Origin of the sequence: Trueperella bernardiae, from assembly GCF_001469025.1 — a bacterium.
In the GTDB taxonomy this organism is placed as follows: Bacteria; Actinomycetota; Actinomycetes; order Actinomycetales; family Actinomycetaceae; genus Trueperella; species Trueperella bernardiae.
In genome coordinates this window covers 1-23,706 of record NZ_LNIZ01000001.1, presented here as the reverse complement: position 1 = coordinate 23,706, position 23,706 = coordinate 1, and the positions used below count along the sequence as shown (strand labels likewise).

Annotated in this window: 20 protein-coding genes; 5 read left to right on the top strand and 15 right to left on the bottom strand. The window is 65.6% G+C overall.

Annotated elements, in window-relative coordinates; all coding sequences use genetic code 11:
* Positions 1–5 precede the first annotated feature (5 nt).
* The 7 genes from AQZ59_RS09525 to AQZ59_RS00070 all read right to left on the bottom strand — a co-directional run bounded on the left by AQZ59_RS09525 (position 6) and on the right by AQZ59_RS00070 (position 9,068).
* Positions 6–509, bottom strand: coding sequence for a hypothetical protein (locus AQZ59_RS09525; protein ID WP_160326853.1), 504 nt, complete (start codon positions 507–509; stop codon positions 6–8).
* A gap of 83 nt (positions 510–592) precedes the next feature.
* Positions 593–1,741, bottom strand: a complete 1,149-nt coding sequence (locus AQZ59_RS00095; RefSeq protein WP_062611988.1) for an AAA family ATPase — start codon at positions 1,739–1,741, stop codon at positions 593–595.
* A gap of 56 nt (positions 1,742–1,797) precedes the next feature.
* A complete protein-coding gene (locus AQZ59_RS00090; protein WP_062611986.1) occupies positions 1,798–3,336 on the bottom strand; it encodes a bifunctional folylpolyglutamate synthase/dihydrofolate synthase in 1,539 nt (512 codons plus the stop codon).
* Positions 3,333–6,533 (bottom strand): isoleucine--tRNA ligase, encoded by a 3,201-nt coding sequence (ileS, locus tag AQZ59_RS00085; protein ID WP_062611984.1) that lies wholly within the window; start codon positions 6,531–6,533, stop codon positions 3,333–3,335. Before ileS ends, AQZ59_RS00090 begins: the two co-directional genes overlap by 4 nt.
* A 347-nt stretch (positions 6,534–6,880) precedes the next feature.
* Positions 6,881–7,615 (bottom strand): SDR family NAD(P)-dependent oxidoreductase, encoded by a 735-nt coding sequence (locus AQZ59_RS00080; RefSeq protein WP_236698622.1) that lies wholly within the window; start codon positions 7,613–7,615, stop codon positions 6,881–6,883.
* A gap of 87 nt (positions 7,616–7,702) precedes the next feature.
* Entirely contained in the window at positions 7,703–7,972 is a 270-nt protein-coding gene (locus AQZ59_RS00075) for a hypothetical protein (protein WP_062611981.1), read from the bottom strand.
* 10 nt (positions 7,973–7,982) lie between these two features.
* Positions 7,983–9,068 (bottom strand): alpha/beta hydrolase, encoded by a 1,086-nt coding sequence (locus tag AQZ59_RS00070; RefSeq protein ID WP_062611980.1) that lies wholly within the window; start codon positions 9,066–9,068, stop codon positions 7,983–7,985.
* Positions 9,069–9,176: 108 nt separating this feature from the next.
* On the opposite strand from AQZ59_RS00070, the gene proC reads away from it, so the two are divergent.
* The gene (gene proC, locus AQZ59_RS00065) at positions 9,177–9,977 is read left to right on the top strand and encodes a pyrroline-5-carboxylate reductase (protein ID WP_068538449.1); all 801 of its coding nucleotides are present in this window, start codon (positions 9,177–9,179) and stop codon (positions 9,975–9,977) included.
* Between the two features lie 18 nt (positions 9,978–9,995).
* Here proC and AQZ59_RS00060 read toward each other — a convergent pair whose 3' ends face one another.
* Positions 9,996–10,529, bottom strand: a complete 534-nt coding sequence (locus tag AQZ59_RS00060; protein ID WP_062611978.1) for a coenzyme F420-0:L-glutamate ligase — start codon at positions 10,527–10,529, stop codon at positions 9,996–9,998.
* Between the two features lie 81 nt (positions 10,530–10,610).
* Here AQZ59_RS00060 and valS point away from each other — a divergent pair, with 81 nt between their 5' ends.
* Both valS and AQZ59_RS00050 read left to right on the top strand, forming a co-directional pair.
* Complete coding sequence (valS, locus tag AQZ59_RS00055; RefSeq protein WP_062611975.1) at positions 10,611–13,241, top strand: valine--tRNA ligase; 2,631 nt, start codon at positions 10,611–10,613, stop codon at positions 13,239–13,241.
* A gap of 103 nt (positions 13,242–13,344) precedes the next feature.
* Positions 13,345–15,171 (top strand): AMP-dependent synthetase/ligase, encoded by a 1,827-nt coding sequence (locus tag AQZ59_RS00050; RefSeq protein WP_062611974.1) that lies wholly within the window; start codon positions 13,345–13,347, stop codon positions 15,169–15,171.
* A 70-nt stretch (positions 15,172–15,241) separates the two neighbouring features.
* Here the strand turns inward: AQZ59_RS00050 and AQZ59_RS00045 are convergent, their stop codons facing one another.
* The 6 genes from AQZ59_RS00045 to AQZ59_RS00020 all read right to left on the bottom strand — a co-directional run bounded on the left by AQZ59_RS00045 (position 15,242) and on the right by AQZ59_RS00020 (position 21,115).
* Positions 15,242–15,538, bottom strand: a complete 297-nt coding sequence (locus AQZ59_RS00045) for a chorismate mutase (protein WP_062611972.1) — start codon at positions 15,536–15,538, stop codon at positions 15,242–15,244.
* Positions 15,539–15,561: 23 nt separating this feature from the next.
* Positions 15,562–16,827, bottom strand: coding sequence for an ATP-dependent Clp protease ATP-binding subunit ClpX (gene clpX / locus AQZ59_RS00040; protein ID WP_062611971.1), 1,266 nt, complete (start codon positions 16,825–16,827; stop codon positions 15,562–15,564).
* A gap of 124 nt (positions 16,828–16,951) precedes the next feature.
* Positions 16,952–17,623, bottom strand: a complete 672-nt coding sequence (locus AQZ59_RS00035) for an ATP-dependent Clp protease proteolytic subunit (protein WP_062611970.1) — start codon at positions 17,621–17,623, stop codon at positions 16,952–16,954.
* Positions 17,624–17,630: 7 nt separating this feature from the next.
* Positions 17,631–18,281: an ATP-dependent Clp protease proteolytic subunit gene (locus tag AQZ59_RS00030; RefSeq protein ID WP_371258050.1), complete on the bottom strand. Its 651-nt coding sequence runs from the start codon at positions 18,279–18,281 to the stop codon at positions 17,631–17,633.
* A 157-nt stretch (positions 18,282–18,438) separates the two neighbouring features.
* Positions 18,439–19,998 (bottom strand): trigger factor, encoded by a 1,560-nt coding sequence (gene tig, locus AQZ59_RS00025; RefSeq protein ID WP_062611967.1) that lies wholly within the window; start codon positions 19,996–19,998, stop codon positions 18,439–18,441.
* A gap of 163 nt (positions 19,999–20,161) precedes the next feature.
* A complete protein-coding gene (locus tag AQZ59_RS00020; RefSeq protein WP_062611965.1) occupies positions 20,162–21,115 on the bottom strand; it encodes an aldo/keto reductase in 954 nt (317 codons plus the stop codon).
* Between the two features lie 366 nt (positions 21,116–21,481).
* On the opposite strand from AQZ59_RS00020, the gene mgtE reads away from it, so the two are divergent.
* Entirely contained in the window at positions 21,482–22,834 is a 1,353-nt protein-coding gene (gene mgtE / locus AQZ59_RS00015) for a magnesium transporter (protein WP_062611964.1), read from the top strand.
* A 69-nt stretch (positions 22,835–22,903) separates the two neighbouring features.
* Positions 22,904–23,257: an META domain-containing protein gene (locus AQZ59_RS00010; RefSeq protein WP_062611962.1), complete on the top strand. Its 354-nt coding sequence runs from the start codon at positions 22,904–22,906 to the stop codon at positions 23,255–23,257.
* A 180-nt stretch (positions 23,258–23,437) separates the two neighbouring features.
* Here the strand turns inward: AQZ59_RS00010 and AQZ59_RS09520 are convergent.
* Positions 23,438–23,706: FG-GAP repeat domain-containing protein (locus tag AQZ59_RS09520; RefSeq protein WP_160326852.1), on the bottom strand; the 269-nt coding region annotated here is incomplete at its 5' end.

The window sequence follows — 23,706 nt, the reverse complement described above, 5'->3', positions numbered from 1 at the left end:
CGGGGCTAGGACAGCAAAAGTGCGCGGCACAGGGCATCGTGCGCCCGGCGTAAACTCTCGGAATTCTTCATCGCATTGTCGATGTCCCACACCTGAGAGAACTCACCATATACCGACTCGAATTCCGGGCCAGGCCGATGGCCGTCTCTCACCAGGCGCTGTTTCATCGTCTTCGTTCCGAAACGAGCGACGGCCCTTAAAAGCTCCTTCTTGGGGCGCACACTTCGCTGCGCATTGCGCACCTCATTAGTCGGCACTCTAAAGAAAGAAGCGGCGCCCTCATGGTCGGCCAGCATCCACTCCTCGATCATGGGGTCGGCGATTCTGAGGAGAAAGCTGCTTGGGCAGGAACCACCGAGCAAAGCCTGCCGAAGATCAACCGGGCACTTTCCGTCCGAGTCACGTACGACCAACCAAACGCCCCCGTCTGGTACCGACGCCGCTTGACAGTACGCACTGATCTTCTTGTCAAGATTTGCAACGCCATTTTGAATGAAATCGCCACACACCTCCGCTCCCACATACTCCACAAGACGCGCAAGGAAGGCAAGGTCACTCCTCCCCTCACACACAAGGTAGACACGCGCGGCCATCACTGCATCGCTTGGACAAGACCGGTACCGATGCGAGGGTTGATGAGATTGGAGATGGCCTCGGACTTCAGCACTCCGGTATCGACGAAATCTGACTCCGGCGAACACTCCGATAGCAGACTAGCCTGCGTGTTCTCGTCTCCGCGCGTGAGTACCAAGATCTCCTCGCTGGCAACGCCCTCATCGTCGAGCAGGTCGGGCGAGTGAGAGGTCATGACCACCTGCATGTCCTTGCCACGCTGGACGGAGGCGATCATCGACGGGAGTTGCTGAATGATCTCACGGTTAAGCGAGATCTCGGGCTCCTCCAGCAGCAAGATCCCCTCGGATCGAGGCTGGGAAAGCACTGCCCAGAGTAGTGCGATGAGCCGCAACGTGCCGTCGGAAAACTCAGTTTCGAGCTGGTTCGCCGGATTCTTTCGCCAGTTCTTGAAGGCCGCGACCAGGTGTGGGTGCCCGGCCTTGTCGATCTCCAGCTTCAGCGATTCAAAGTTCGGCACCGCCGTCTGAAGCGCCGCTTGGATGCGCTTCAGGCGAGCCAGCCGAGTGCGCTCCTGCGTGGCGTTGATCTCCGCAATGAGCCCGTTCCCCACGGCGTCACTCGATGTCCGGGTGGGACTGGAGTGACGAATGCTCTGCGGGGAGGGATGCGAGTAGCGAATCCCTTCGAAGAACCTCGCCACGTCCCGGAACTTCGTGTTGCTCGCGATCTGCTCCAGGTGGGTCTGAGTGAGCAGGACCGGATCGGCGTTGTCGGCCGCGTTGGGGCGCGAAAGGATAGTCTCGCCCGCTCGCGTCACCACTTCCTTCGCAACGGTCGGCCGGCGCAGGCCCGAGGATTCCCGGCTGATCGCAAGATTGTAGGTCCATTCCTCGCCGCCGTCATCCATGACCACGAGGATTTCAACGTGCCCGTTATTGAAGTTGCGCGCGTTGAGATTGCGGATCGTACTCAAACCGCCACGGTTCTCAATCGCGGAGCTCAGGCCGCCCTGGGGGCTTGCGATGTCACGCAGGAAGCGGAAGACATCCAGGAGGTTTGACTTGCCGGTGGCGTTCGCACCGACGATAATGAGGCGCTGCCCCAGGCGGAAGTCAATCTCGTGGAAATTCCTCCAGTTCTTGACCTGCAGTTTCGTCAGGCGCATTTTCCCTCCCAGGGCCGTCCGTTTCCTCCCATCGTATACGGACGGCCGGCGCATTCCTAGGAGCCATCCACCTTCGGCCGGCCCATGACCGCGCGCGCATTGGCGGCCAGCACGATCGATCCCATGACCACCACGTGCGGGGTGGTGAGCTCCTCGACGTCGGCGCTTTCGGCCACGTCGGCGGCGTACACGATCGCCGTGTCCAGGTTCGGTTCCACGGCCACGCGGTCCTCGCCGAAGACCTCGCGCGCAAGCTCGGCGGTCTCGTCGATCGGCATCGCCCGCTCCGAATCCAGCGCGGTCACCACCACCGAGGAGAAGTGCGGCTCAGCAACCGACAGGATGCCCTCCACGTCCTTGTCCGCCATCGCGGCGAACACGAGGACGCGCGTGCCGGGGAAGTTCTCCTCGAGCGCCCCCACTGTCGCCTCCACGCCAGCGGGGTTGTGTGCGGCGTCGACCAGCACGAGCGGCGACTTGCGCACCACCTCCATGCGCCCCGGCGAGTGCGTGGCCATGAGCGCGTGCTCCACCACGTCCCCGCTCCACGCTCCCCCGCCGAACAGGGCCTCGGCCGCCGCGATCGCCATGGCCGCGTTGCTGGCCTGGTAGTCGCCAAACATTGCGAGCGGCACGTCCTCATACACACCGGCCGGAGTGCGAACCGTGATGATCTGCCCGCCCACCGCGCTCTCCCGGTCAAGCACCTGCAGGTTCTGGCCGTACTGGACGTACTCGGCGCGATTGGCCCGGACGGCGTCGCGGACGAGGTCAAGTACCTCGGGGTCCTGGCGGGCGCTGATGAGGGTGGCGCCCGGCTTGAGGATGCCAAGCTTCTCAGTGGCGATGTCGGTCAGTTCGTAGCCGAGCCATTTTTCGTGGTCGCGGGCGACCGTCATGAGCACGGCCACCTCCGCGTCGATGACGTTCGTGGCGTCCCACTTGCCACCCATGCCCACCTCGACGACGGCGACGTCGACCGGCGCGTCCGCGAACGCGGCATATGCCATCACCGTGAACACCTCGAAGAACGACATCCGCGGGCCGCCCTCAGCGGCGGACTTCTCATCCACCCACGCCACGAACGGGGCCACGTCCTCCCACGCCTGAATGAAAGCGGCGGGCGAAATGGCCTGGCCGTCGATGCTGATGCGCTCACGCACCGAGTTCAGGTGCGGGGAGGTGAAGCGGCCCGTGCGAAGCCCGCGCTCGCGCAGGAGCGCCTCGATCATGCGGGCCGTGGACGTCTTGCCGTTCGTGCCGGTGATGTGGACCGCGCGGAAGGACCGCTGCGGGTTACCCATCATGTCCAGGCAGTCGGCCACGCGCTGGATCGAAGGCTGTACCTTGTGCTCCGGGGCGCGGGCCACGATCTGGGCGTAGATCTCCGCGACCTGGCGCTCCAGCTCTACCTGGTCGGCCAGCTGCTCGGTGGGGTCGGGTGCGGGGGCGGCCACGACGTCGTCGAGCACGGACGGGTCCGGGCCCACCACCAGCCGCGAGCGCAGGACAGCCTCGAGGTCGGCGTCGAGCTCGTCGCCCGCCTCCTGACCGGTCAGCGGGTCCGGGCCCTCGTCGAAACGCGATTCGCTCATAGCTTCTCCACGTTCACATCGATGGTGTCGGCGCCGCCGGACACGCTCGCCTCAAGGGCCAGGGTCTCGGCGGTGATCATGTCGAGGTTGGCCTCGACCGCGGCCACCCGCTCATCAGGAACGCGCAGGGTGAGGCGGATGCGGTCAGCCACGTGCAGGCCGTCGGCCTTGCGCTGGTCCTGGACCGCGCGCACGACGTCGCGCGCGTAGCCCTCCGCCTCCAGATCCGGATCAAGCACCGTGTCGAGCACGACGAACGCGCCCGAATCCAGCACCTCGGCCACCGAGCCCTCGGCCGCCTCCACGGCCGTGGTCGCCTCAAACTGGCCGGGCTCGAGCACAATGACCGGGTCGATGAGCATGCGGGCGCGGTCACCCTCCAGCTCCCACGCGCCCTCGCGCGCCGCCTTGAACAGGGCAGACGTGTGACGACGCACGGCGGGTTCCAGCTCGCGCGGCAGCACCGTCAGCTCCTTGCGCACCTCCAGCCCGGACTCCTCCGCCGTCTGGATCTTGACCTCCTTGACGTTGACCTCGGAGGCGATGAGCGAGGCGAACGGGGCCAGGTCCAGGCCGGTGACCACGGTCAGGGAGCGCAGCGGCTGGCGCACGCGCAGCGAGTGGGCCTTGCGTAGCGAGTGGGCGTGCGAGACGACGTCGCGCACCTCGTCCATGACCTTCACCAGATCCGCATCGACGACGTGCTCGGGCCACGTGGGCCAGTCGGTCATGTGGACCGAACGCCCGCCCGTCAGCCCGCGCCAAATCTCCTCCGCCACCAGCGGCAGGAGTGGGGCCGAGACCCGCATGAGAGTCTCAAGCGCGGTGTAGAGCGTATCGAAGGCGCCCTCGTCCTCGTTCCAGAAGCGGTCGCGGGACGTGCGCACGTACCAATTCGTCAGCAGGTCAATGAACCCGCGCACCTCCTGCGTTGCCGCCGGGATGTCCAGCCCGTCGAGGTCGGCCTTGACGGCGTCGGCCAGCAGCTTCGTACGCGAAAGGAGGTAGCGGTCCATGACGTCCAGGCTCGCGAGCGCCTCGGCGTCGTCGACGTCGATCGGCGACGCCACGTAGCCCTCGCCCTTGTTGCACGTGCCCGCGTAGAGAGCGAAGAAGTACCACGTGTTCCACAGCGGGAGGATGACGTGGCGCATCGCCTCACGGATGCTCTCCTCGTTGACCACCAGGTTGCCGCCGCGCAGCACCGGGGAGCTCATGAGCATCCAGCGCACGGCGTCCGAACCGTACTGGTCGTACATCTCCATCGGGTCCGGGTAGTTGCGTAGCGACTTGGAGGCCTTGCGCCCGTCGTTGCCCAGCACGATGCCGTGCGAGATGCAGGAGGTGAAGGCCGGGCGGTCGAACAGGGCCGTAGACAGCACATGCATGACGTAGAACCAGCCGCGGGTCTGGCCGATGTATTCGACGATGAAGTCGCCCGGGAAGTGGGACTCGAACCAGTCCTGATTTTCGAACGGGTAATGTTTCTGGGCATACGGCATCGAACCCGAATCGAACCAGACGTCGAGGATGTCCGGGATGCGGCGCATCGTGGACTTGCCCGTCGGGTCGTCCGGGTTGGGGCGGGTCAGCTCGTCAATGTAGGGCCGGTGCAGGTTCGGCTCCCCGTCCGGGCCCACCGGCAGGCGGTCAAAGTCGGCTTCGAGCTCGGCGAATGATCCGTAGACGTCGATGCGCGGGTAGGCCGGATCATCCGACTTCCACACCGGGATCGGGGTGCCCCAGTAGCGGTTGCGGGAGATCGACCAGTCGCGGGCGCCGGCCAGCCAGTTGCCGAAGATTCCGTCCTTGATGTGCTCCGGCTGCCACGTGATCTGCTGGTTGAGCTCCACCATGCGGTCGCGAAACTGGGTGACGGCAACGAACCAGGAGGTCACGGGCTTGTAGATGAGGGGCTTGCGGCAGCGCCAGCAGTGCGGGTAGGAGTGCACGTAGGACTGCTCGCGCACCAGCACCGAGCGGCGCTCGGCCGGGATGCGCTCCTGGGAGCCCGTGCCGTCGCGCAGGTCATTCATGATCGGGCGGTTGGCCTCGAACACATTGACCCCGGCGTAGTCCGTGATGTTGGGGAAGAACTTGCCCGCCGTGTCTACGGTCTCGATCACCTTGATGTCCGCCTCAGCGAGCACGAACATGTCGTCCTCACCGTAGGGGGCGATGTGAACCAGGCCCGTACCGTCCTCAGTGGAGACGTACTCAGCGGTGCGGATCTGCCAGGCGTTCGGGCCCGGCTTCTCATCCTCGCGCGTGTAGTAGTCGAAGATCGGGTAGTACTTCTTGCCCTGCAGGTCGGAGCCCTTGTACTCGGCCACCACCTGCGGATCCTCGCCCAGCTCCTTGGCATAGGCTCGAAGGCGCGCCTTTGCCAGCAGCACGTCCTGGCCAGCCAGCGGGCCATCCGCGGGACGCACGGTCACGTAGTCGATCTGCGGGCCCACCGCGATCGCCAGGTTGGACGGGAGGGTCCACGGCGTCGTCGTCCAAATGAGGGCCAGCTCGCCCGACTCGAGGCGCAAGCCCACCGTCACCGTCTGATCCTGGCGGTCCTGGTAGACGTCGTCGTCCATCTTCAGCTCATGGTTCGACAGCGGGGTCTGGTCATTCCAGCAGTACGGCAGCACGCGGTAACCCTCGTAGACCAAGCCCTTGTCCCACAGCGTCTTAAACGACCAGATCACCGACTCCATGAACGTGGGGTCGAGCGTCTTGTAACCGTTGTCGAAGTCCACCCAGCGCGCCTGGCGGGTGACGTACTCCTTCCACTCCTTGGTGTAGGTCAGCACCGAGGTGCGGCAGGCGTCATTGAACTTCTCGATGCCCATCGTCTCGATCTCGGACTTGTCCTCGATCCCGAGCACCTTCTCCGCCTCCAGTTCGGCGGGTAGCCCGTGGGTGTCCCAGCCGAACTCGCGGTCCACGCGCTTACCCTGCTGGGTCTGGTAGCGGGCGATGACGTCCTTGACGTAGCCCGTGAGGAGGTGGCCATAGTGCGGCAGGCCGTTGGCGAACGGCGGGCCATCATAGAAGACGAATTCGTCCCCCGTACGCTGATCGATCGAGGCCTGGAACGTGTCATCCTTCTCCCAGTAGGCGAGGATGTCTTCCTCAAGCTGCGGGAAATTCGGGGAGGCCACGGCGTCGCCGTCGCGATGCAGGGGGTACTTTCGGCTGGTCATTTCTCTCCTCACGTGGGCCGCGTCCGCCGACGCGCCCCAGTTCTTCTGGAAGTTATCGGCGAGGGCGACTTGCGCCGCGGTACCACCTCGCTTGCGTAGCCACGCTACGCCGCTTATTGGAGACGATGACGGGTCCACCCGTCCGGTTCTACTGAGCCACTCGGCCAGCTGCGCCAATTGGGCAGCTTAGCCAGCGGCCGTTCTTCCGGAAGCTCCCCGGTGATAGCCGGATCAAAGCCACGACCAATAATATCCGCGAGCCCCCGCAGGGCGCCATGTCACGCTTGAGGGGCGGACGTGATCTTGGCCGCGTTCGGGCGGTGCGGCCGACGACGGCGACAACTGCCCTACGAGCGCGCGACCACCGTATTCGAGGCCTGCGCGAGTGGGCGGATGATCATGGAATCGACGTTGACGTGCGCCGGGAGGCTGACCGACCAGCGAATCGCCTCAGCCACATCCTCCGCGGTCAACGGCTTGTCCACGCCCTCGTACACCTTGTCGGCGGCGGCCTGGTCGCCGTGGTAGCGATTGAGGGAGAACTCCTCGGTGTGGACCATGCCGGGCGCGATCTCGATGATCCGGACCGGCTTGCCCACCAGCTCCAGACGCAAGGTAGCCGGGATCATGCGCTCGGCGTGCTTGGCGGCGGTGTACCCCGCGCCGCCCGGGTAGGTGCCGTGCGCGGCGGTGGAGGTGATGTACAGCAGGGTGCCGCCGTTTTCCTTCATGTGGGGCAGCACCAGCTGGGTGACCTTGAGGCTCGCCAGCACGTTGAGCTCGTACATGCGCTGCCACTCGTCGAGATTGCCCTCGGCCACCGGATCGGTGCCGAGCGCTCCCCCAGCATTGTTGATAAGCACGTCCACCGGGCCGTGGGCGGCCAGGTAGCGCCCGATCACGTCCACGCCGTCGGCCAGCAGGTCCGCCACCAGGTACTCGCAGCCGGTCTCCTCGGCCAGGGTGCGCAGCCGGTCCTCGCGGCGCGCGGTAGCAATGACACGCACCCCGTCCTTGGCGAACGCGCGCACGGCCGCGGCTCCAATTCCCGACGAGGCTCCCGTCACCAGCGCTGTTGTCATGTGAGCTCCTTCCCTCACCTCCAGCCTACCGCGCATGGGCGCCTCGCCGGCTGGCAGTTGGAGTTGGCTCGGCCGGCCTCGACTCACCTACCCCGCAAGCTGCCCGATCTGGTCCGCGAGCTCGGCGAACGAGGTGTAGAAGCCGCCGAGCCGGTTGCCCAGCATGAAGAGGGCCAGCACCGGCAGCACGGTTGCGCCGGTGTAGAGCACGGCGTCGAGCACCCTGGCCCGGCGCCGCGGCCGCTCACTCCGGTTCAGCCGCCACAGGAGGTAGACGAGGCACGCGAGCCCCACCGCGATCACCACGGCCAGCAGTTTGAGACTGGTGAGCCCAAAGGGCGTTCCGGGTCCCCACACAGCATTCTCCTTACTTTGTTCCGTGCTGAACGCTTGCCAGCCAGGCCACGACGTCGGGAAACTCGGTCACCCACACGGCCCAGCCGTGCCCGCCGCGTGTGAGGGCGTGGTGGTAGATCTTGGACGGGTCGGGCGCGGCGTCGACCACGGCTTGGGCGTCCTCGGCGGTACCGGGATCCTCGGTGGAGGAGACGAACATGAGGTTGCCCTGCCGGGGCACGTCCTTGATGAGTTCGGACAAGCGCTGGCTGTCGACCACCCCGAGCGTGGTGGGGAAGGAATCCGGCAGCGGGCGATCGATCCCGTGCAGCCACACGGCGCTCCCATACACCTCCGGGTGAAGGATCCCCATCCTCGCGGCGCAATACGCACCCATCGACGGCCCGACCACGCTCCAGCCGTTCGCGTCGTCGGTGACATTGAAGTTGGCCCGGATCGCGGCGGGCAGGTCCCTTGCGTACCATGTCTCCGCCTTGTCCCCGCCGGCGACGTCCGCGCAGGTAGCGACCCTGCCCCCGAAATTCATATCCGAGGTGATGAGGAGAGTGGGCGCGATCTCGCCGGCGTCAATGGCCCGCTGCAGTTCTTCGGGGGCGCCGATCGCGGGCGCGATGGCCGAGGCATTGCCGGGCGTGCCGGGCAGGAGGAGCATGACGTTGTATTTTACGCCGGGCTCCGGGTAGCCGCGCGGCACCCAGGCGCGCATCTCAGCGGTGACCGCCGATTCGGGGCCCGTCATCTCCGCGGCGACCATCCCCGGGTCGGAGGAATCCTGCCAGGACAGCACGTAGCGCGGGTCGGTCGTGGGTTCGGTGGCGCTCGGCTCGGGCGCCACGGGCTCTACCTTGCCCTTGGCGGACTGGCCGCTGACGAACCCCGCTACCTCCGACACGTTGCGGAAGAAGCCGAACTGGTAGTTGATGGCGGCAGCGAACGTGACAAGGACGCACAGTTGCACGACGACGACCGTGGCCGCCCGCCCAACCGCGCGAAGCGCGCCGGTTCCGGGGCGGGAGATGAGGGCGAAACCAAGCCCACCAAGGATGATGGCGAGGGCGGCGATACCGAGCACAACCCAGCCGTTGAGAAGATTCATAACATACAGATTAATCCCGCCGATTCTCACCGGTGTCAACCCGTAGGTCGGTGCCCTGCCGGCGACGGCTATCCGTAGTAATCTGCGAGGGAGGAACGGGAGGTTTTTATGCTCGGATTTATTGGAACTGGCAACATGGGCGGGGCGATTTTGCGCGGGGTGCTCACCGCCGGCGTCGTCGAAGCAGAAAATGTGATTTTCACCCGCGCGAACGCGAAGGCGGGGCGCGCTCAGGCCGCCGAGACCGGGGCGTGTTTCGCTGCCACTGCGCGCGAGGTCTACGAGGGCGCCGACACGGTGATCCTCGCCGTCAAGCCCCACATGGTCCCCGGCGTCCTGGCCGAGCTGGGCGAGCCCGCGGGCAAGGTCATTGTGTCGGTGGCCGCGGGCCTGAGCCTGGACACGCTCGCCGCCCACGCCCCGGCCGGCTCCCCCATCGTCCGCGTGATGCCGAATGTTAACAGCCAGATCGGTGCCGGGATGAGCGCGCTGTGTGCGGGCGAGGGCGTGAGCGAGGCCCAGCTAGCCCAGGTCGAGAAGATCTTCGCCGCCGTGGGCCTCACCGCCCGCATCGCCGAGAAGGACTTCGCCGCGTTCTCCGCCATCGCCGGGTGCTCGCCGGCCTGGACGTACACCTACATCGACGCCCTCGCCCGCGGCGCTCTCGCGGCGGGCATGCGCCTGGATGAGGCGCGGCGGATCGCGGCCCAGGCGGTGCTCGGCTCGGCGCACCTCGTGCTCGACCAGCTCGGCACGCACACGCCCTCCGAGTTGCGCGACCAGGTCACCTCCCCGGGCGGCACCACGATCGCGGGCCTGATCGCCATGGAGGCCTCGGGCTTTACCCCGGCCGTCATTGACGCCGTCAACGCCGCCATCGCCCGCGACCGCGAGCTCGGCCAGGCCTAGCGCCCCGGACTTTTCCGGCTAGTCCTCCCACGTCAGCACGTCGGCCACCCCGCGCACGACGACGACCGGGCAGTCCGGCGCGATCATCACCCCTGCGGCCGCGGCCACGGCGTCGATGACTGCCTCCCCACCTTGTCGCTTCGCGTCGATGCCGGCGGCGGCGAGGGCGATATCGAGCACGCCCCTGCCCGGCTCGCAGCTCCTGCCCGAGCCGGAGATGATGACGCCCGGGCGCCCACCGAAGCGCGCGGCGAGCCCGCGACGGATCTGGCCCGCCTCGCGCTTGACGTCGACCGGCGCCTTGAGCCCGAGCTGATCGGGGATGCCGGCGCGGGTGCGGAAGCCGTCGGGATCCTCGCCCGCCCGGTGCCAGCGTCCCTGGGCTTTGGCCACGATCTTGCCGGCGATCACCACGATGTCGTCCCCGCGCAGGCCAACGGAGGCATCAGGCCACGTCAGCGCCGCCAGGTGGGGCGCGATGACGGCGGCGACGTCGTCGCCGCTGGTGAGAGTCGGGATACCGGGCACGGCCACGGCCTGCAGTGAAGTCATGCCCGAACTATAGCGTTCCCGCCGCCTAACCTCACACCGCCGAACGTGACCGGGCCTTGTCGATCGTGAAAGAATGTGGACATGACTGAAACACTGCGCACATCCGCCCACGTGCCGGCCAAGGCGAGCTTGGACGGCCTCGAAAGCCGTTGGGGCAAGGCCTGGGACGAGGAGGGCACGTACTCCTTTGACACGGAGACCACCCGGGAGGCGGTCTACTCGATCGACACCCCGCCGCCCACGGTATCGGGCTCGCTGCACGTGGGTCACGTCTTTTCTTACACGCACACGGACGTGCTCGCCCGCTACAAGCGCATGCGCGGCATGAACGTGTTCTACCCGATGGGCTGGGACGACAACGGCCTGCCCACCGAGCGCCGCGTACAGAACTATTACGGCGTGCGTTGCGATCCGTCGTTGCCGTACGAGGAGGGCTTCGTGCCCCCGCACGACGGCGGGGACGGCAAGTCGATCAAGTACGCGGACCAGAAGCCGATCTCGCGGCGCAACTTCATTGAGCTGTGCTGGAAGCTGACCGAGGATGACGAGAAGCAGTTCGAGGCGCTGTGGCGTTACCTGGGCCTGTCGGTGGATTGGAAGCAGAACTACCAGACGATCGGCATGAAGGCCCAGAAGGTGGCGCAGGCCGCCTTCATCCGCAACGTCCAGCGCGGGGAGGCCTACCAGGCGCAGGCACCGGGCCTGTGGGACGTCACGTTCCAAACCGCGGTGGCCCAGGCAGAGCTGGAGGCGCGCGAGTACCCTGGCGCCTACCATTCGTTGCAGTTCCATACGCCGGACGGGGACGTGACGATCGAGACCACCCGCCCCGAGCTGTTGCCCGCGTGCGTGGCCATCATCGCCCATCCCGACGACGAGCGCTACCAGCACTTGTTTGGCAAGACGGCGACCACCCCGGTTTTCGGTGTGGAGGTGCCGATCCTGCCCCACCCGATGGCGGAGATTGACAAGGGTTCGGGCATCGTCATGTGCTGTACGTTCGGCGACCTGACCGACGTGCAGTGGTGGCGCGAGCTGGGCCTGCCGATGCGCACGGTGCTCGGCAAGGACGGGCGGCTCGTGCGCGAGACCCCGGGGTGGATCACCACGGGCCAGGGCCGCGAGGTCTTCGCGGCGATGGCGGGCGCCACCACATTCACCGCCCGCAAAGTTTTGGTGGAGAAGCTTGCCGAGACGGGCGAGATGATCGGCGAGCCCAAGCCCACCACCCGCATGACGAACTTCTTCGAGAAGGGCGACAAACCGCTAGAGATTGTCCCCTCCCGCCAGTGGTATATCCGCAACGGCGGCCGGTCCTACGAGGATGCGAACGGCAAGGAGCTGCGCGAGAACCTGCTCGAGCGCGGCGAGCAGCTGCACTTCCACCCCGACTTCATGAAGGTGCGCTACAACAACTGGGTGGAGGGCCTCAACACCGACTGGCTAATTTCCCGCCAACGTTTCTTCGGCGTGCCGCTTCCCGTGTGGTACCGGGTAAGCGAGGCGGGCGACGTCGACTATGATTCGGTTCTGCTTCCCACCGAGGACATGCTCCCGGTCGACCCGTCGTCGGACACTCCCCCAGGATTCGACGAGTCCCAGCGCGGGGAGCCGGGCGGCTTCGTGGGCGAGGTGGACATCATGGACACGTGGGCCACCTCCTCGATGTCGCCGCAAGTGGCGGGCGGCTGGCTGACGGACGAGAAGCTGTTTAGCCAGGTCTACCCGATGGACCTGCGCCCGCAGGGCCAGGACATCATCCGCACGTGGCTGTTTTCCACGGTGGTGCGCGCCCACCTTGAGTTCGGCGGCCTGCCGTGGAAGCACGCGGCGATCTCGGGCTGGATCCTCGATCCGGACCGGAAGAAGATGTCGAAGTCGAAGGGCAATGTGGTCACCCCGATGGGCCTACTGGAGTCGCACGGCTCGGACGCGGTGCGCTACTGGGCGGCCTCCGCCCGCCTCGGCACCGACGCGGCGTTCGACGAGCAGCAGATGAAGATCGGCCGCCGCCTGGCAATGAAGGTCCTCAATGCCTCGAAGTTCGCGCTTGGCATGGGTGGCGAGGGCACCGTTGACCTCGACCTTTCCGCCGTCATCGAGCCGCTCGACCGCGCGATGCTGGCGATGGTTTCCGGCGTCGTCGAGCGGGCCACCGCCGCGCTCGAGTCCTACGACCACACGCGGGCCCTGGAGCTGACCGAGACCTGCTTCTGGACGTTCTGCGATGACTACCTGGAGCTCGTGAAGGATCGCGCCTACGATCGCGACGGCGCCTACGCGGATGCCGAGCAGGCCAACCGGGTGCGTTCGGCGCGTGTGGCGCTCAATTTGACGGTCGACACGTTCCTGCGCCTGCTGGCCCCGGTACTGCCCTACGCCACGGAAGAGGTGTGGTCCTGGTACCGCGAGGGTTCTGTCCATCGCGCCTCCTGGCCCACACCCGAGGCGCTCGCGGCCGAGGGCAATCCGGAGCTCGTAGGCCTGGCAGGTTCCGCGCTCGCCGCGCTGCGCAAGGTTAAGTCCGAGCAGAAGGTTTCCCAGCGCACGGCATTCGCCGCCGTCACGCTCCAGATCCCTGCGGGCACGGCCGAGTCGGTGGAACTGGTGCGCGCCGAGCTGGTCGCAGCCGCGCATGTGAAAGGCGATCTGACCATCATCGAGGCCGACGTGGCTGAACCGGAGGTGACCTCCTTCGAATTTGTCGCCTAACACGACCCTAGTGGCGGATATCATGGCTGGGTAAGCCTGATATCCGCCACTTTGTATTTCGGTTACGGTACCGTAGCTTTAGCGTCAAGACGAAGGAGATTCGGTGAGCGAATACATCGAAGAAGAGGGCGTGTCGTTCGTCCCCGGTAAGATGGAAGTCACGGACCAGATGACCGTGCCCGCGCTGATTCGGCGTCGTGCACTGGAGATGCCGAAGAAGACGGCCTTCTACCGCAAGTCCACGATGGGCAACCAGTGGATCGGGGTGGCCTGGTCGCAGTTCTACGACGAGATTCGGGCCCTTGCGCGCGGCTTCATCGCCCTCGGCCTGAAGCCCGGCGATCGCGTGGCAATCATGTCGCACACCTCCGACCAGTGGTCCCTGTTTGATTTGGCGATCCAGTTCGCGGGCGGCTACGCCGTGCCGATCTACGAAACCTCCGTGCTCGACCAGGCCGAGTGGATCATTAACGACGCCGGCTGCCGGTTCGCCGTCGTCGAGAACCAGGCGATGGAGACCATGATGAGCCCGCTGCTGGGCGGGGACATACTGGAGAAGATCTTTGTCATGGCCGACGACGCCCAGGGCCGCATCTCCGCACTGGGCTCTCTTCACGACGACGACGAGATCGACCGCCGCATCGACACACAGGCGGCCGATGATGTGTGGACGATCATTTACACGTCGGGCACCACGGGCCGGCCGAAGGGTGTGGTGCTCACCCACCGCAACCTTCTGCACGTGGTCATCAACGGCCCGGTGGACGAGGGCCTAATGGACATCGTGGCCCGCAAGGGTTCCCGCACCCTCCTCTTCCTTCCGATGGCGCACGTCTTCGCCCGCTTCATCAACGTGCTCGCGCTCTACGCGGGCACCGAGATCGGCTACAGCCCGGACACGCGCAACCTGGTGGCGGACATGCAGTCTTTCAAGCCCACCTACGTGCTCGCCGTGCCGCGCGTCTTTGAAAAGATTTACAACGCAGCAGACGCGAAGGCGGGCAAGGGCGTCAAGCTTAAGATGTTCCGCACCGCGGCGAAGGTAGCAATCGCCTACGCCCGTGCACTCGAGACCCCGGACAGCCCGTCGGCCCAGCTCAAGGCCCAGCAGCGTTTCTTCGACAAGCTCGTCTACTCCAAGCTGCGCGAGATCATGGGCGGTAAGGTCAAGTACGCGATCTCCGGCGGCGCCCCGCTCGGCAACCGGCTGGCGGCCTTCTTCACGGGCGCCGGCATCCAGGTGCTCGAGGGCTACGGGCTGTCCGAAACGGCCGCCCCCACCACGGTCAACCGCGTGAACAAGTCCCGCCTCGGTTCAGTGGGCCCGGCCTACCCGGGCTGCTACGTTAAGGCGGCAGAAGACGGGGAGATCCTCGTCAAGGGCGACCACATCTTCAAGAGCTACCACAACAACCCTGAGGCCACCGCCGCGGCCTTCACGGAGGACGGCTGGTTCCGCACGGGCGACATCGGGCGCGTGGACGAGGAAGAGTTCGTGTGGGTGACCGGGCGCAAGAAGGAGCTGATCGTCACCGCGGGGGGCAAAAACGTGGCCCCGGCTGAACTGGAAGACCGCCTGCGTTCCCACCCGCTCATCTCCCAGGTGGTGGTGGTCGGCGACCAAAAGCCGTTCATCGCCGCCCTCGTCACCCTCGACGCCGAGGCGCTGCCGCAGTGGCTGTCCAACCGTGGCCTTCCGGCGATGTCGGTGACCGAGGCGATCAACGACCCGCAGGTTGTCGCCGCGATCGACCGCGCGGTCAAGCGCACGAACGAACACGTCTCGCGCGCCGAATCGATCCGCAAGTTCAAGATCCTGCCCGGCGACTTCACGGTGGAAAACGGCTACCTAACCCCGTCGCTCAAGGTCAAGCGCACCGCGGTCATTCGCGATTTTGACGCGGCGATCGCGGAGATCTACACCAAGTAGAACCCCAGGGAACTGAAGCGGCGGCGGGCTGACAAGCCCGCCGCCGTCTATTTCGCAGCGTGGAAGTTTCTTAGGCATCCTTCTTTTCGGCCGCGATCCGCTCGTGGTGGCGGATGACCTCGGCCACGATGAACTTGAGGAATTTCTCGGCGAACACCGGATCGAGGTCCGCCTCCTCGGCCAGTCGCCGCAGGCGCTCCACTTGGCGCTTTTCCCGCTCCGTGTCCGAAGGCGGCAGGTTGTGCTCGGCCTTGAGCAGGCCCACCTGCTGCGTGCACCGGAACCGTTCGGCGAGGATATGGACGAGCGCGGCGTCAAGGTTGTCGATCGTCTTGCGGTAGACGCCCAGCTGTTCCGGGATATCCATGGCTACTCCTTCGTCTCCAGGCCCTACGCTGTCCTGTTCTTCCGGCTAGTGACCACCAGGGCCTCCCCCGTGCCGTCCACCACGTCGGAGTCGATGAGGACCTTCTCCACGTCGTCGCGCGAAGGGATATCAAACATGAGCTCGCGCAGGATGTTCTCCATGATGGAGCGAAGGCCGCGCGCACCCGTTCCGCGTTCGATCGCCTCGGCCGCGATCTTCGCCACGGCGTCGTCCGTAAACTCGAGCTTGACCCCGTCGAGCTCGAACATCTTCTGGTACTGCTTGACCAGCGCGTTGCGCGGGGTGGTGAGGATCTGGACGAGGTCGGCCACCGTCAGGTCGTTGACCGTGGCGAGCACCGGAAGCCGGCCTACAAGCTCGGGGATGAGGCCAAACTTGTGCAGGTCCTCCGGCGTGGTCTGGCGCAGCAGCGCCCCGGCCTCCTCCGCCTCATGCAGCGCTGAGCCAAAGCCGATGCCGCGCTTGCCCGTGCGCGAGGAGACGATGTCCTCCATACCGGCGAACGCGCCCGCCACGATGAACAGTACGTTCGACGTGTCGATCTCGATGAACTCCTGCTGGGGGTGCTTGCGCCCGCCCTGCGGCGGCACCGCCGCCACCGTGCCCTCAATGATCTTCAGCAACGCCTGCTGCACGCCCTCCCCGGACACGTCGCGGGTGATCGAGGGGTTTTCCGACTTGCGCGAAATCTTATCGATCTCGTCAATGTAAATGATGCCCTGCTCGGCACGCGCCACGTCGCCGTCGGCGGCCTGGATGAGCTTGAGCAGGATGTTCTCCACGTCCTCACCCACGTACCCCGCCTCGGTCAACGCCGTGGCGTCGGCAATCGCGAAGGGCACGTTGAGGATCTTCGCCAGAGTCTGCGCCAGATACGTCTTGCCCGTGCCCGTGGGGCCAATAAGAAGAATGTTGGACTTGCCGATCTCGACGTGGTCATCCTTCTTCGACTCCGGCACGGAGGACAGGGAGCGGATGCGCTTGTAATGGTTGTAGACGGCGACGGCAAGCGTGCGCTTGGCCGCATCCTGGCCGATCACGTACTCGTTGAGGAAGTCATAAATCTCGCGCGGGGTGGGCAGGTCCGCCTGTTGCTGGGCGCCCTCCTCCGAATTGCCGAACTCCTCGGCGATGATCTCATTGCACAGCTCAATGCACTCGTTGCAGATATAGACGCCCGAGCCCGTGATCAGCTTACGGACCTGGCGCTGGCTCTTTTGGCAAAACGAACACTTGAGCATGTCGGCCGCGTCTGCGGTACGAGTCATCGTTCAACCTCTTTCCTCTATCCCCTCAATTCCACACTAAAAAGGCCCACATCTCCAGTGTGGCGCGCCATGAATTGACGGGGGCGGCGCAGTGCACCACCCCCGTCCGTAACGATCGGCCCGCCTAGCCGTCCTGGCGCGTGACCTTGCGGGAGACCAGCACCTGATCAACGATGCCGTAATCCTTAGCCTGCTCGGCCGTGAGGATCTTGTCGCGTGAGATGTCCTTCTCGATCGTGGCCGCATCCTGGCCCGTGTGGCGGGCGAGGGTATCGATCAGCCACTGGTTCATGCGGTCCATCTCCTCGGCAATGATCGCGATGTCCGAGGCCTGGCCCTGGGCGCCTTGCATCGCCGGCTCGTGGATGAGCACGCGGGCGTTCGGCAGCGCGAGGCGGCGGCCCGGCGATCCGCCGGCCAGCAGGACGGCTGCGGCGGAGGCCGCCTGGCCCAGGCACACCGTCTGGATTTCGGGCTTGACGTACTGCATCGTGTCGTAGATCGCGGTCAGTGCCGTGAACGAGCCGCCCGGGGAATTGATGTACATCGTGATCGGCGACTCCGGATCCTGGGACTCCAGGACGAGGAGCTGGGCCATGACATCGTCAGCCGAGGCGTCATCCACCTGCACGCCGAGGAAGATGATGCGATCCTCGAACAGCTTCGCGTACGGGTCCTGGCGCTTGTATCCATAGGGCGTGCGCTCCTCAAAGCTGGGCAGGACATAGCGATTGGACGGCATCTGCGGTGCCGTGCCCCCAGCGAGCTGGGAAGAAAGGGAAAGTCCGTGCATCATGCGCTCCTTAGTTATCCGACTCGGTAGAGGCCCCGCGGTCCACGCCACCGCCGCCAACCACGGCCGACGAGCTTTCGATAATGTGGTCAACGAACCCGTACTCGAGTGCCTCCTGGGCGGTGAACCAGCGATCCCGGTCAGAATCCTCGAGGATCTGCTCCACCGACTTGCCGGTGTGCTTCGCGTTCAGCGCCGAGAGCTCTTCCTTCATCTGGAGAATGAGGTCAGCGTTGATGCGGATCTCGGTGGCCGTGCCCTGCACGCCGCCAAGCGGCTGGTGCATGAGGACGCGAGTGTGCGGGGTGATGTAGCGCTTGCCCTTCGCCCCCGCCGTCAGCAGGAACTGGCCCATCGACGCCGCCAGGCCCATGCCCACGGTCGCCACATCGGGCTTGATGTACTGCATCGTGTCAAAGATCGCCATGCCCGCCGTGACGGAGCCGCCCGGCGAGTTGATGTAGAGGTAGATGTCCTTATCCGGATCCTCGGCGGCCAGCAGCAGGAGCTGGGCGGAAATCATGTTCGCAAGCTCGTCCGTCACCTGATCACCCAGCCAGATGATCCTTTCCTTTAGGAGCCGATTAAAAATCGAATCTCCAAGCGCAAGGCCTTGGCCTGCCCCACCTGATTGTGGCATGACGCCCCTCCTTCGCCCCATGGGCGGATGTAGTACTGCGCGCCCGTGGCGGCGCGTTTTTCTCAATCGATCCTAACGACTCCCCCGCGCCCGGCCATTCCCGAAGCACCGACTTTTCGCTGTTGGCACATAGGAAGGGGCGGGAGCAGCCACCGCCGCTCCCGCCCCCACGTTTGGCTTAAGCCTCGAGCTTAGAGATGAGGGTCTTGCGAGCCTTGCCGTTCTTCTCGGCTTCGAGCACGCGGGCCTTTTCGGCATCATCCGCGCCCTCAACGTAGGCCAGGACCTCGTCCACCTTGTGCTCGGCCGGATCGAACGCGCCAGCGTTCTCAGCCGCCGGAGCTTCCGCCTTCTTGGCCTTCTTCTCAGCCTTGTCAGCCTTTTCGGCCTTCGCAGCCTTGGCCGGGGCCTTCTTGGCGGGCTTGGCAGTGAACTCGGGGACCACCTCGTTCTCCGGGCGATCGCCAAGGATCGCGTCCACGTCCACCGCGTTGCCGTTCGCGTCCTTGACCTGGGCGAGGCGCAGGGCAGCCATGATCGCCTTGTTACGGGCGAGCTCGCCAGCGAAGGCGTTGAGCTGGCCGGTGGAGACGGCGGCCTGGATGAACTGGTTCGGGTCCATGCCGTACATCTGGGCCTGGGTCACCAGGAACTCAACCAGCTCTTCCTGGCCCACATTGACCTTGAACGCCTGGGCGTACGTGTCGAGCAGGAGCTGGGAGCGCAGCGACTCCTCGATCTCACCGCGGACCTCTTCGCCGTGCGGGTCGCCTTCCTCCTTACCCTCGCTGCGCAGGTGGTTGGCGATCTCCTCCTCGATCGTGCCCTCGGGCAGTGGGAAGTCGGAGGCCTCGATAAGCTGGTCAACCAGAGCCTGGTAGGCGCCCGAAAGCTGGGAGTCGGCCTTGGTCTTCTGCGCGGTCTCACGCAACGAATCCTTGAGCTCGGCGATCGTGTCAAACTCGGAGGCAATCTGCGCGAAGTCGTCGTCGGCGTCGGGAAGCACGGACTCCTTGACCGAGTGAACCGTGATAGTCACCTCGGCCTCTTCGCCCTCGTGCTCGCCGCCAGCAAGCTTGGCGGTGAACTCGACCGTGGAGTCGGCGGTGGCGCCGGTGAGCGCGGCGTCCTGGCCCTCGAGCATGTTGCCGTCACCGATGCGGTAGGACACGCCAGCGACGTCGTCCACCTCCTCCTCGCCGATCTTGGCCACGAGGTCGATGTTGACGTAGTCGCCCTCAGCGGCCGGGCGGTCGACCGTGGTGAGGGTAGCGAAGCGCTCGCGCAGGGCCTCGAGCTCGGCCTCCACGTCCGCGTCCGTGACCTCAACCGCCGGGACCTCCACCGTGAAGTCGGCCGGGTTCGGCATCCAGATCTCCGGGCGGATGTCCACCTCAACCGTGAACTTCAGGGCCGACGTGTCATCCTTGCCCTTCATCTCCGGGACCTCGTTGATCTCCACCTCGGGGCGCGACATCGGGACGATTCCGGTCTCCTTGACGGCGACCTGGTAGTACTTGTCCAGGTTGTCGTTGATGGCCTGCTCGATGATGTAGCCGCGGCCAATCTTGGACTCGACCACGCGGCGCGGCGCCTTACCCGCACGGAAGCCGGGGATCGACACCTGCTTGGACAGCTCCTTGGCGGCCTTGTCGTAATCCGCGTCAAATTCCTCGGCAGGGACCTCCACGCTCAGCTTGGCGCGGGTCTCGCTGATGTTCTCTACGATCTGCTTCACAGTACTCCACTCGAGTTAGGGACGATACGTCCATTTATAGCTACACGTGTGCCCATGGCACACACCACCGTTCATCATAGTTCACCGGCGCGCTCTTCCCCTCATTCCTCGCCATGAAAGGAACCACAAACTGGCGCGTTTCCGCGCCCTTTGCGCGTTCGGCCTAAAACAGCGCCACCTTGGTGGCCGGCGGGAAGATCTGGTCGAGGGCCGCCAGGTCCGCGTCAGACAGCGTGAGGCTCACGGCCTTCGCGTTCGACTCGATCTGCTCGGGCTTGGTGGCCCCGGCGATGATGGAGGCCACCGGCTCCTGGTGAGCAAGCCACGCAATAGCGACGTCGGCCTGGGCCAGCCCCCGCTCGTCGCAAAAACCGCGGAAGCAGCGCAGCTGGTCCATGTCAGCCGCCTCGAGCTTGGGGTCGCCCGCCTTTAGCCGCCCACCCTCGGGCGCGCTGTCGGTGTACTTGCCCGTCAGCAGCCCGGCTGCCAGAGGGAAGTAGGGCACCACGCCCAGGCCGTAGTAGCGGGCCGCGGGCAGGATCTCCTGCTCGGCGCGCCGGTCTATGAGGTTGTAGTGGTTCTGGGTGGCCACGAGCTTGCCGCGGCTAGCGAGCTCCGCGGTGGCCGCCGTCTGCCAGCCGGCCATGTTGGACACGGCGTAGTAACGGATCTTACCCGCGTCCACCGCCCCCTCCAGCGCGTCCACGGTCTCTTCCAGGGGCGTGAGCGGGTCAGGCGAATGGTAGTAATACAGGTCGATGTAGTCGGTACCGAGCCGGCGCAGCGAATCCTCCAGCCGGGCGAGCATGTAGCGGCGCGAGCCGCGCGCACTGTGCGGCACATCTTCCTTCAGCCGCATGCCGAACTTCGTGGCGATCACGGCCTCATCGCGCCGCGTGCCAAGCGCCTTACCCAGCAGCTCCTCGGACAGACCCGTCCGCTTTCCATAGACATTGGCCGAATCAAAATACGTGATCCCGGCGTCCAGTGCCGCGTTCACGACGGCGGCCGCACCCTTCGCGTCCTCGCTCATCGTCCCCGCCCGGCCCAGGTTGTTCGCTCCGTAACCGAGCACCGAGACCGTCAGTCCGGATTCGCCCATCCGCCTGTATTCCATGATTCCTCCACGTTGATCAGCTTTCCCACCAGTCTACGGGCGGCCTCCGACAAGTTTCGACGTTCATGGCTGACAGCGAAGCCCGCACCGCGGACGCGACTGGGGCTTCGGCGTCGTGAGCCAACGCTGTGAGGTGCGACCTGCGCGATAGCAAGGCGCCACAATAGTGACTACACTGGAGGGCGCCTATTGCCGACCGCTGAAAGTGAGGTGAGGACCCGTGAACAGTGACAGTTCTCGTCACCGATGGAAGACCACGCCCTCCCTGCCAGGCGGCCGCCTGCCCATGCGCGCCTAAATTGCGCGCTTATGGCACCAGAGGGCGTGGTGGATTGAGCCAATGTTGGCCCACAGTTAGGAATCACCATGACCCGTCACGTTGATGTCACCACCGTCCTTGAGACCATCCAGCCCGAGCTCTCCACCGGCGAGTTCGCCAAAGTCATCGCACACATCTCCCCCGCCAGCCCCGCCCAGACCGCCGACATCCTCGAGCGCCTTCCCGAAGACCAGCAGCCCATCTTCTACCGGCTCCTGCCCAAGGATCGCGCGACCGCCGTCTTCGACATCCTGAGACCGCGCCAGCAGTCCGACCTCATCAAGGGATTGCAAAACAAGGAAGTCGTGGAGATCTTCGACGGCCTTGACCCCGACGACCGCGCCCTCCTCCTCGACGAGCTCCCCGCCAACCTCTCCACCCGCCTCCTCCAGGGCCTCTCCGGCGAGAAGCGCCGCCACACCACCAACCTGCTCGGCTACCCGAAGGATTCGATCGGCCGGCGCATGTCCCCGCACGTCGTCTCCACCCGCGAAACATACACCGCAGGCGAGACCCTCGCGCGGATCCAGAATCACCTCGAAGACGCCGAAACGGTCTACACGATCCCGGTGGTTGACGACGCGCGGCGCGTGGTCGGCGTCGTCGGCCTGCGTCAGCTGTTGGGCGCGAAGGCGGAGGACAAGATCGGCGACCTCATGTCCACCGTCCACCCCGCGAGCGCCTACGCCTCCGCGGAGGAAACCGCGCGCCTGTGCATCGAGCTTCGCCTGCTCGCCATGCCGATCGTTGACCGGGAGGGGCGCCTGCTCGGTATTCTCACAGTTGACGACGCCGGCCGCATCATCGAGCACGCCGAGACCGAAGACACGGCCCTCTCCGGCGGTGTGGAGCCCCTCGGGCGGCCCTATTTTTCCACGCCGGTGCGTTCACTCGTTCGTTCGCGCATCGTGTGGCTGCTCGTCCTGGCGATCGGCGCCACGCTCACGGTCCACGTGCTCTCCCTCTTCGAGGCAACGCTCGCGCAAGTCACGGCCCTGGCCCTGTTCGTGCCGCTATTGATCGGCACGGGCGGCAACACAGGCAACCAGGCGGCCACCACGGTGACGCGCGCGATCGCGCTCGGCGACGTCGGCAACTCGGACCTGGTGCGGGTGCTCGGCCGCGAATTCTCCGTAGGGCTCACGCTCGGCGCGCTACTCGGCACGCTCGGGGCCCTCATCACGGGCGCGATCTTCGGGGTATCGATCGGCATCACGATCGGGCTCACGCTCCTTGGCATCTGTACGATCGCGGCGAGCATCGGCGGCGTCATGCCCATGATCGCCAAAAAGCTGGGCGTGGATCCGGCCGTGTTCTCCAACCCGTTCATCTCCACGTTCGTGGACGCCAGCGGCCTGATCGTCTACTTCCTCATCGCGAAGGCGGTGCTGGGGCTCTAACACTCCGGGAACTCAAGCGTGAGACAATCGGCGGGTAGTATTCGGGTAGCTTGACGGAAGGAGATCACGATGAGGCGAGGACGCAGGCTGGGATTCATCATCGGCGCGGCACTGCTGATGGCGGGCTGTTCGACGCAAGGCGGCGCCTCGGCAGTCGGCACGTGGACGGACGCCGAGAACGAGGCCGTCTACCTCGAGTTGGCTGACGACGGCACCCTCTCCGGTAGCGACGGCTGCAACGACATGGGCGGCCACTGGAGCGCGGCGGCGGATAAGATCCAATTCACCGAGGTATTCGCCACGCTCAAGTACTGCGAGGGCGTGGACACGTGGCTCGCAGACGTGTCGAGTGCGACCGTGGACGGCGACGAGATGTCGGTCTACAACGACGCTGGGGAAGCCATCGGCACACTCCACAGATAGCGGTCGGCGGAACTCGTGAACCAGAGGTGTGCCAGGGGCGTATAGGAATCGGTAGCCGGTATATTCACGAGTTGTGTCGGGCTGGCCGCCAGACATGGGTGCGGGCCCCGGAGATTCCGGGGCCCGCACTGATAGGCCGGCGTGCCGGTGGGTGGCAGCCTAGGCTACCACCCACCGTGTCTAGCTAATGGCGATCATCGCCTGCCAGCCATGTCCGACCTGGCGGGCAGCGCCCCACCAGCCATTGGCCTGGTTCTTGTAGGCGAACATGGCACCATCCTCGCGGATACCGACCAGGTCAAGCCTGCCGTCCCCATCCACATCACCGGGGATGGTGGCCTGGACGAAGGAATCCCAGCCGTGACCGATCTTGCCCGCGCCATACACACCACCGTCGGCGGCACCGGCGTAGGCATACATCGAACCATCAGCCGCAATCGCCACCAGAT

Excerpts from the sequence above, each read along its gene's own strand:
- AQZ59_RS00095 (WP_062611988.1), bottom strand. The coding sequence starts at position 1,741 with ATGCGCCTGACGAAACTGCAGGTCAAGAACTGGAGGAATTTCCACGAG.
- AQZ59_RS00090 (WP_062611986.1), bottom strand. The coding sequence starts at position 3,336 with ATGAGCGAATCGCGTTTCGACGAGGGCCCGGACCCGCTGACCGGTCAG.
- ileS (WP_062611984.1), bottom strand. The coding sequence starts at position 6,533 with ATGACCAGCCGAAAGTACCCCCTGCATCGCGACGGCGACGCCGTGGCC.
- AQZ59_RS00080 (WP_236698622.1), bottom strand. The coding sequence starts at position 7,615 with ATGACAACAGCGCTGGTGACGGGAGCCTCGTCGGGAATTGGAGCCGCG.
- AQZ59_RS00070 (WP_062611980.1), bottom strand. The coding sequence starts at position 9,068 with ATGAATCTTCTCAACGGCTGGGTTGTGCTCGGTATCGCCGCCCTCGCC.
- proC (WP_068538449.1), top strand. The coding sequence starts at position 9,177 with ATGCTCGGATTTATTGGAACTGGCAACATGGGCGGGGCGATTTTGCGC.
- AQZ59_RS00060 (WP_062611978.1), bottom strand. The coding sequence starts at position 10,529 with ATGACTTCACTGCAGGCCGTGGCCGTGCCCGGTATCCCGACTCTCACC.
- valS (WP_062611975.1), top strand. The coding sequence starts at position 10,611 with ATGACTGAAACACTGCGCACATCCGCCCACGTGCCGGCCAAGGCGAGC.
- AQZ59_RS00045 (WP_062611972.1), bottom strand. The coding sequence starts at position 15,538 with ATGGATATCCCGGAACAGCTGGGCGTCTACCGCAAGACGATCGACAAC.
- clpX (WP_062611971.1), bottom strand. The coding sequence starts at position 16,827 with ATGACTCGTACCGCAGACGCGGCCGACATGCTCAAGTGTTCGTTTTGC.
- AQZ59_RS00035 (WP_062611970.1), bottom strand. The coding sequence starts at position 17,623 with ATGATGCACGGACTTTCCCTTTCTTCCCAGCTCGCTGGGGGCACGGCA.
- AQZ59_RS00030 (WP_371258050.1), bottom strand. The coding sequence starts at position 18,281 with ATGGGGCGAAGGAGGGGCGTCATGCCACAATCAGGTGGGGCAGGCCAA.
- AQZ59_RS00020 (WP_062611965.1), bottom strand. The coding sequence starts at position 21,115 with ATGGAATACAGGCGGATGGGCGAATCCGGACTGACGGTCTCGGTGCTC.
- mgtE (WP_062611964.1), top strand. The coding sequence starts at position 21,482 with ATGACCCGTCACGTTGATGTCACCACCGTCCTTGAGACCATCCAGCCC.
- AQZ59_RS00010 (WP_062611962.1), top strand. The coding sequence starts at position 22,904 with ATGAGGCGAGGACGCAGGCTGGGATTCATCATCGGCGCGGCACTGCTG.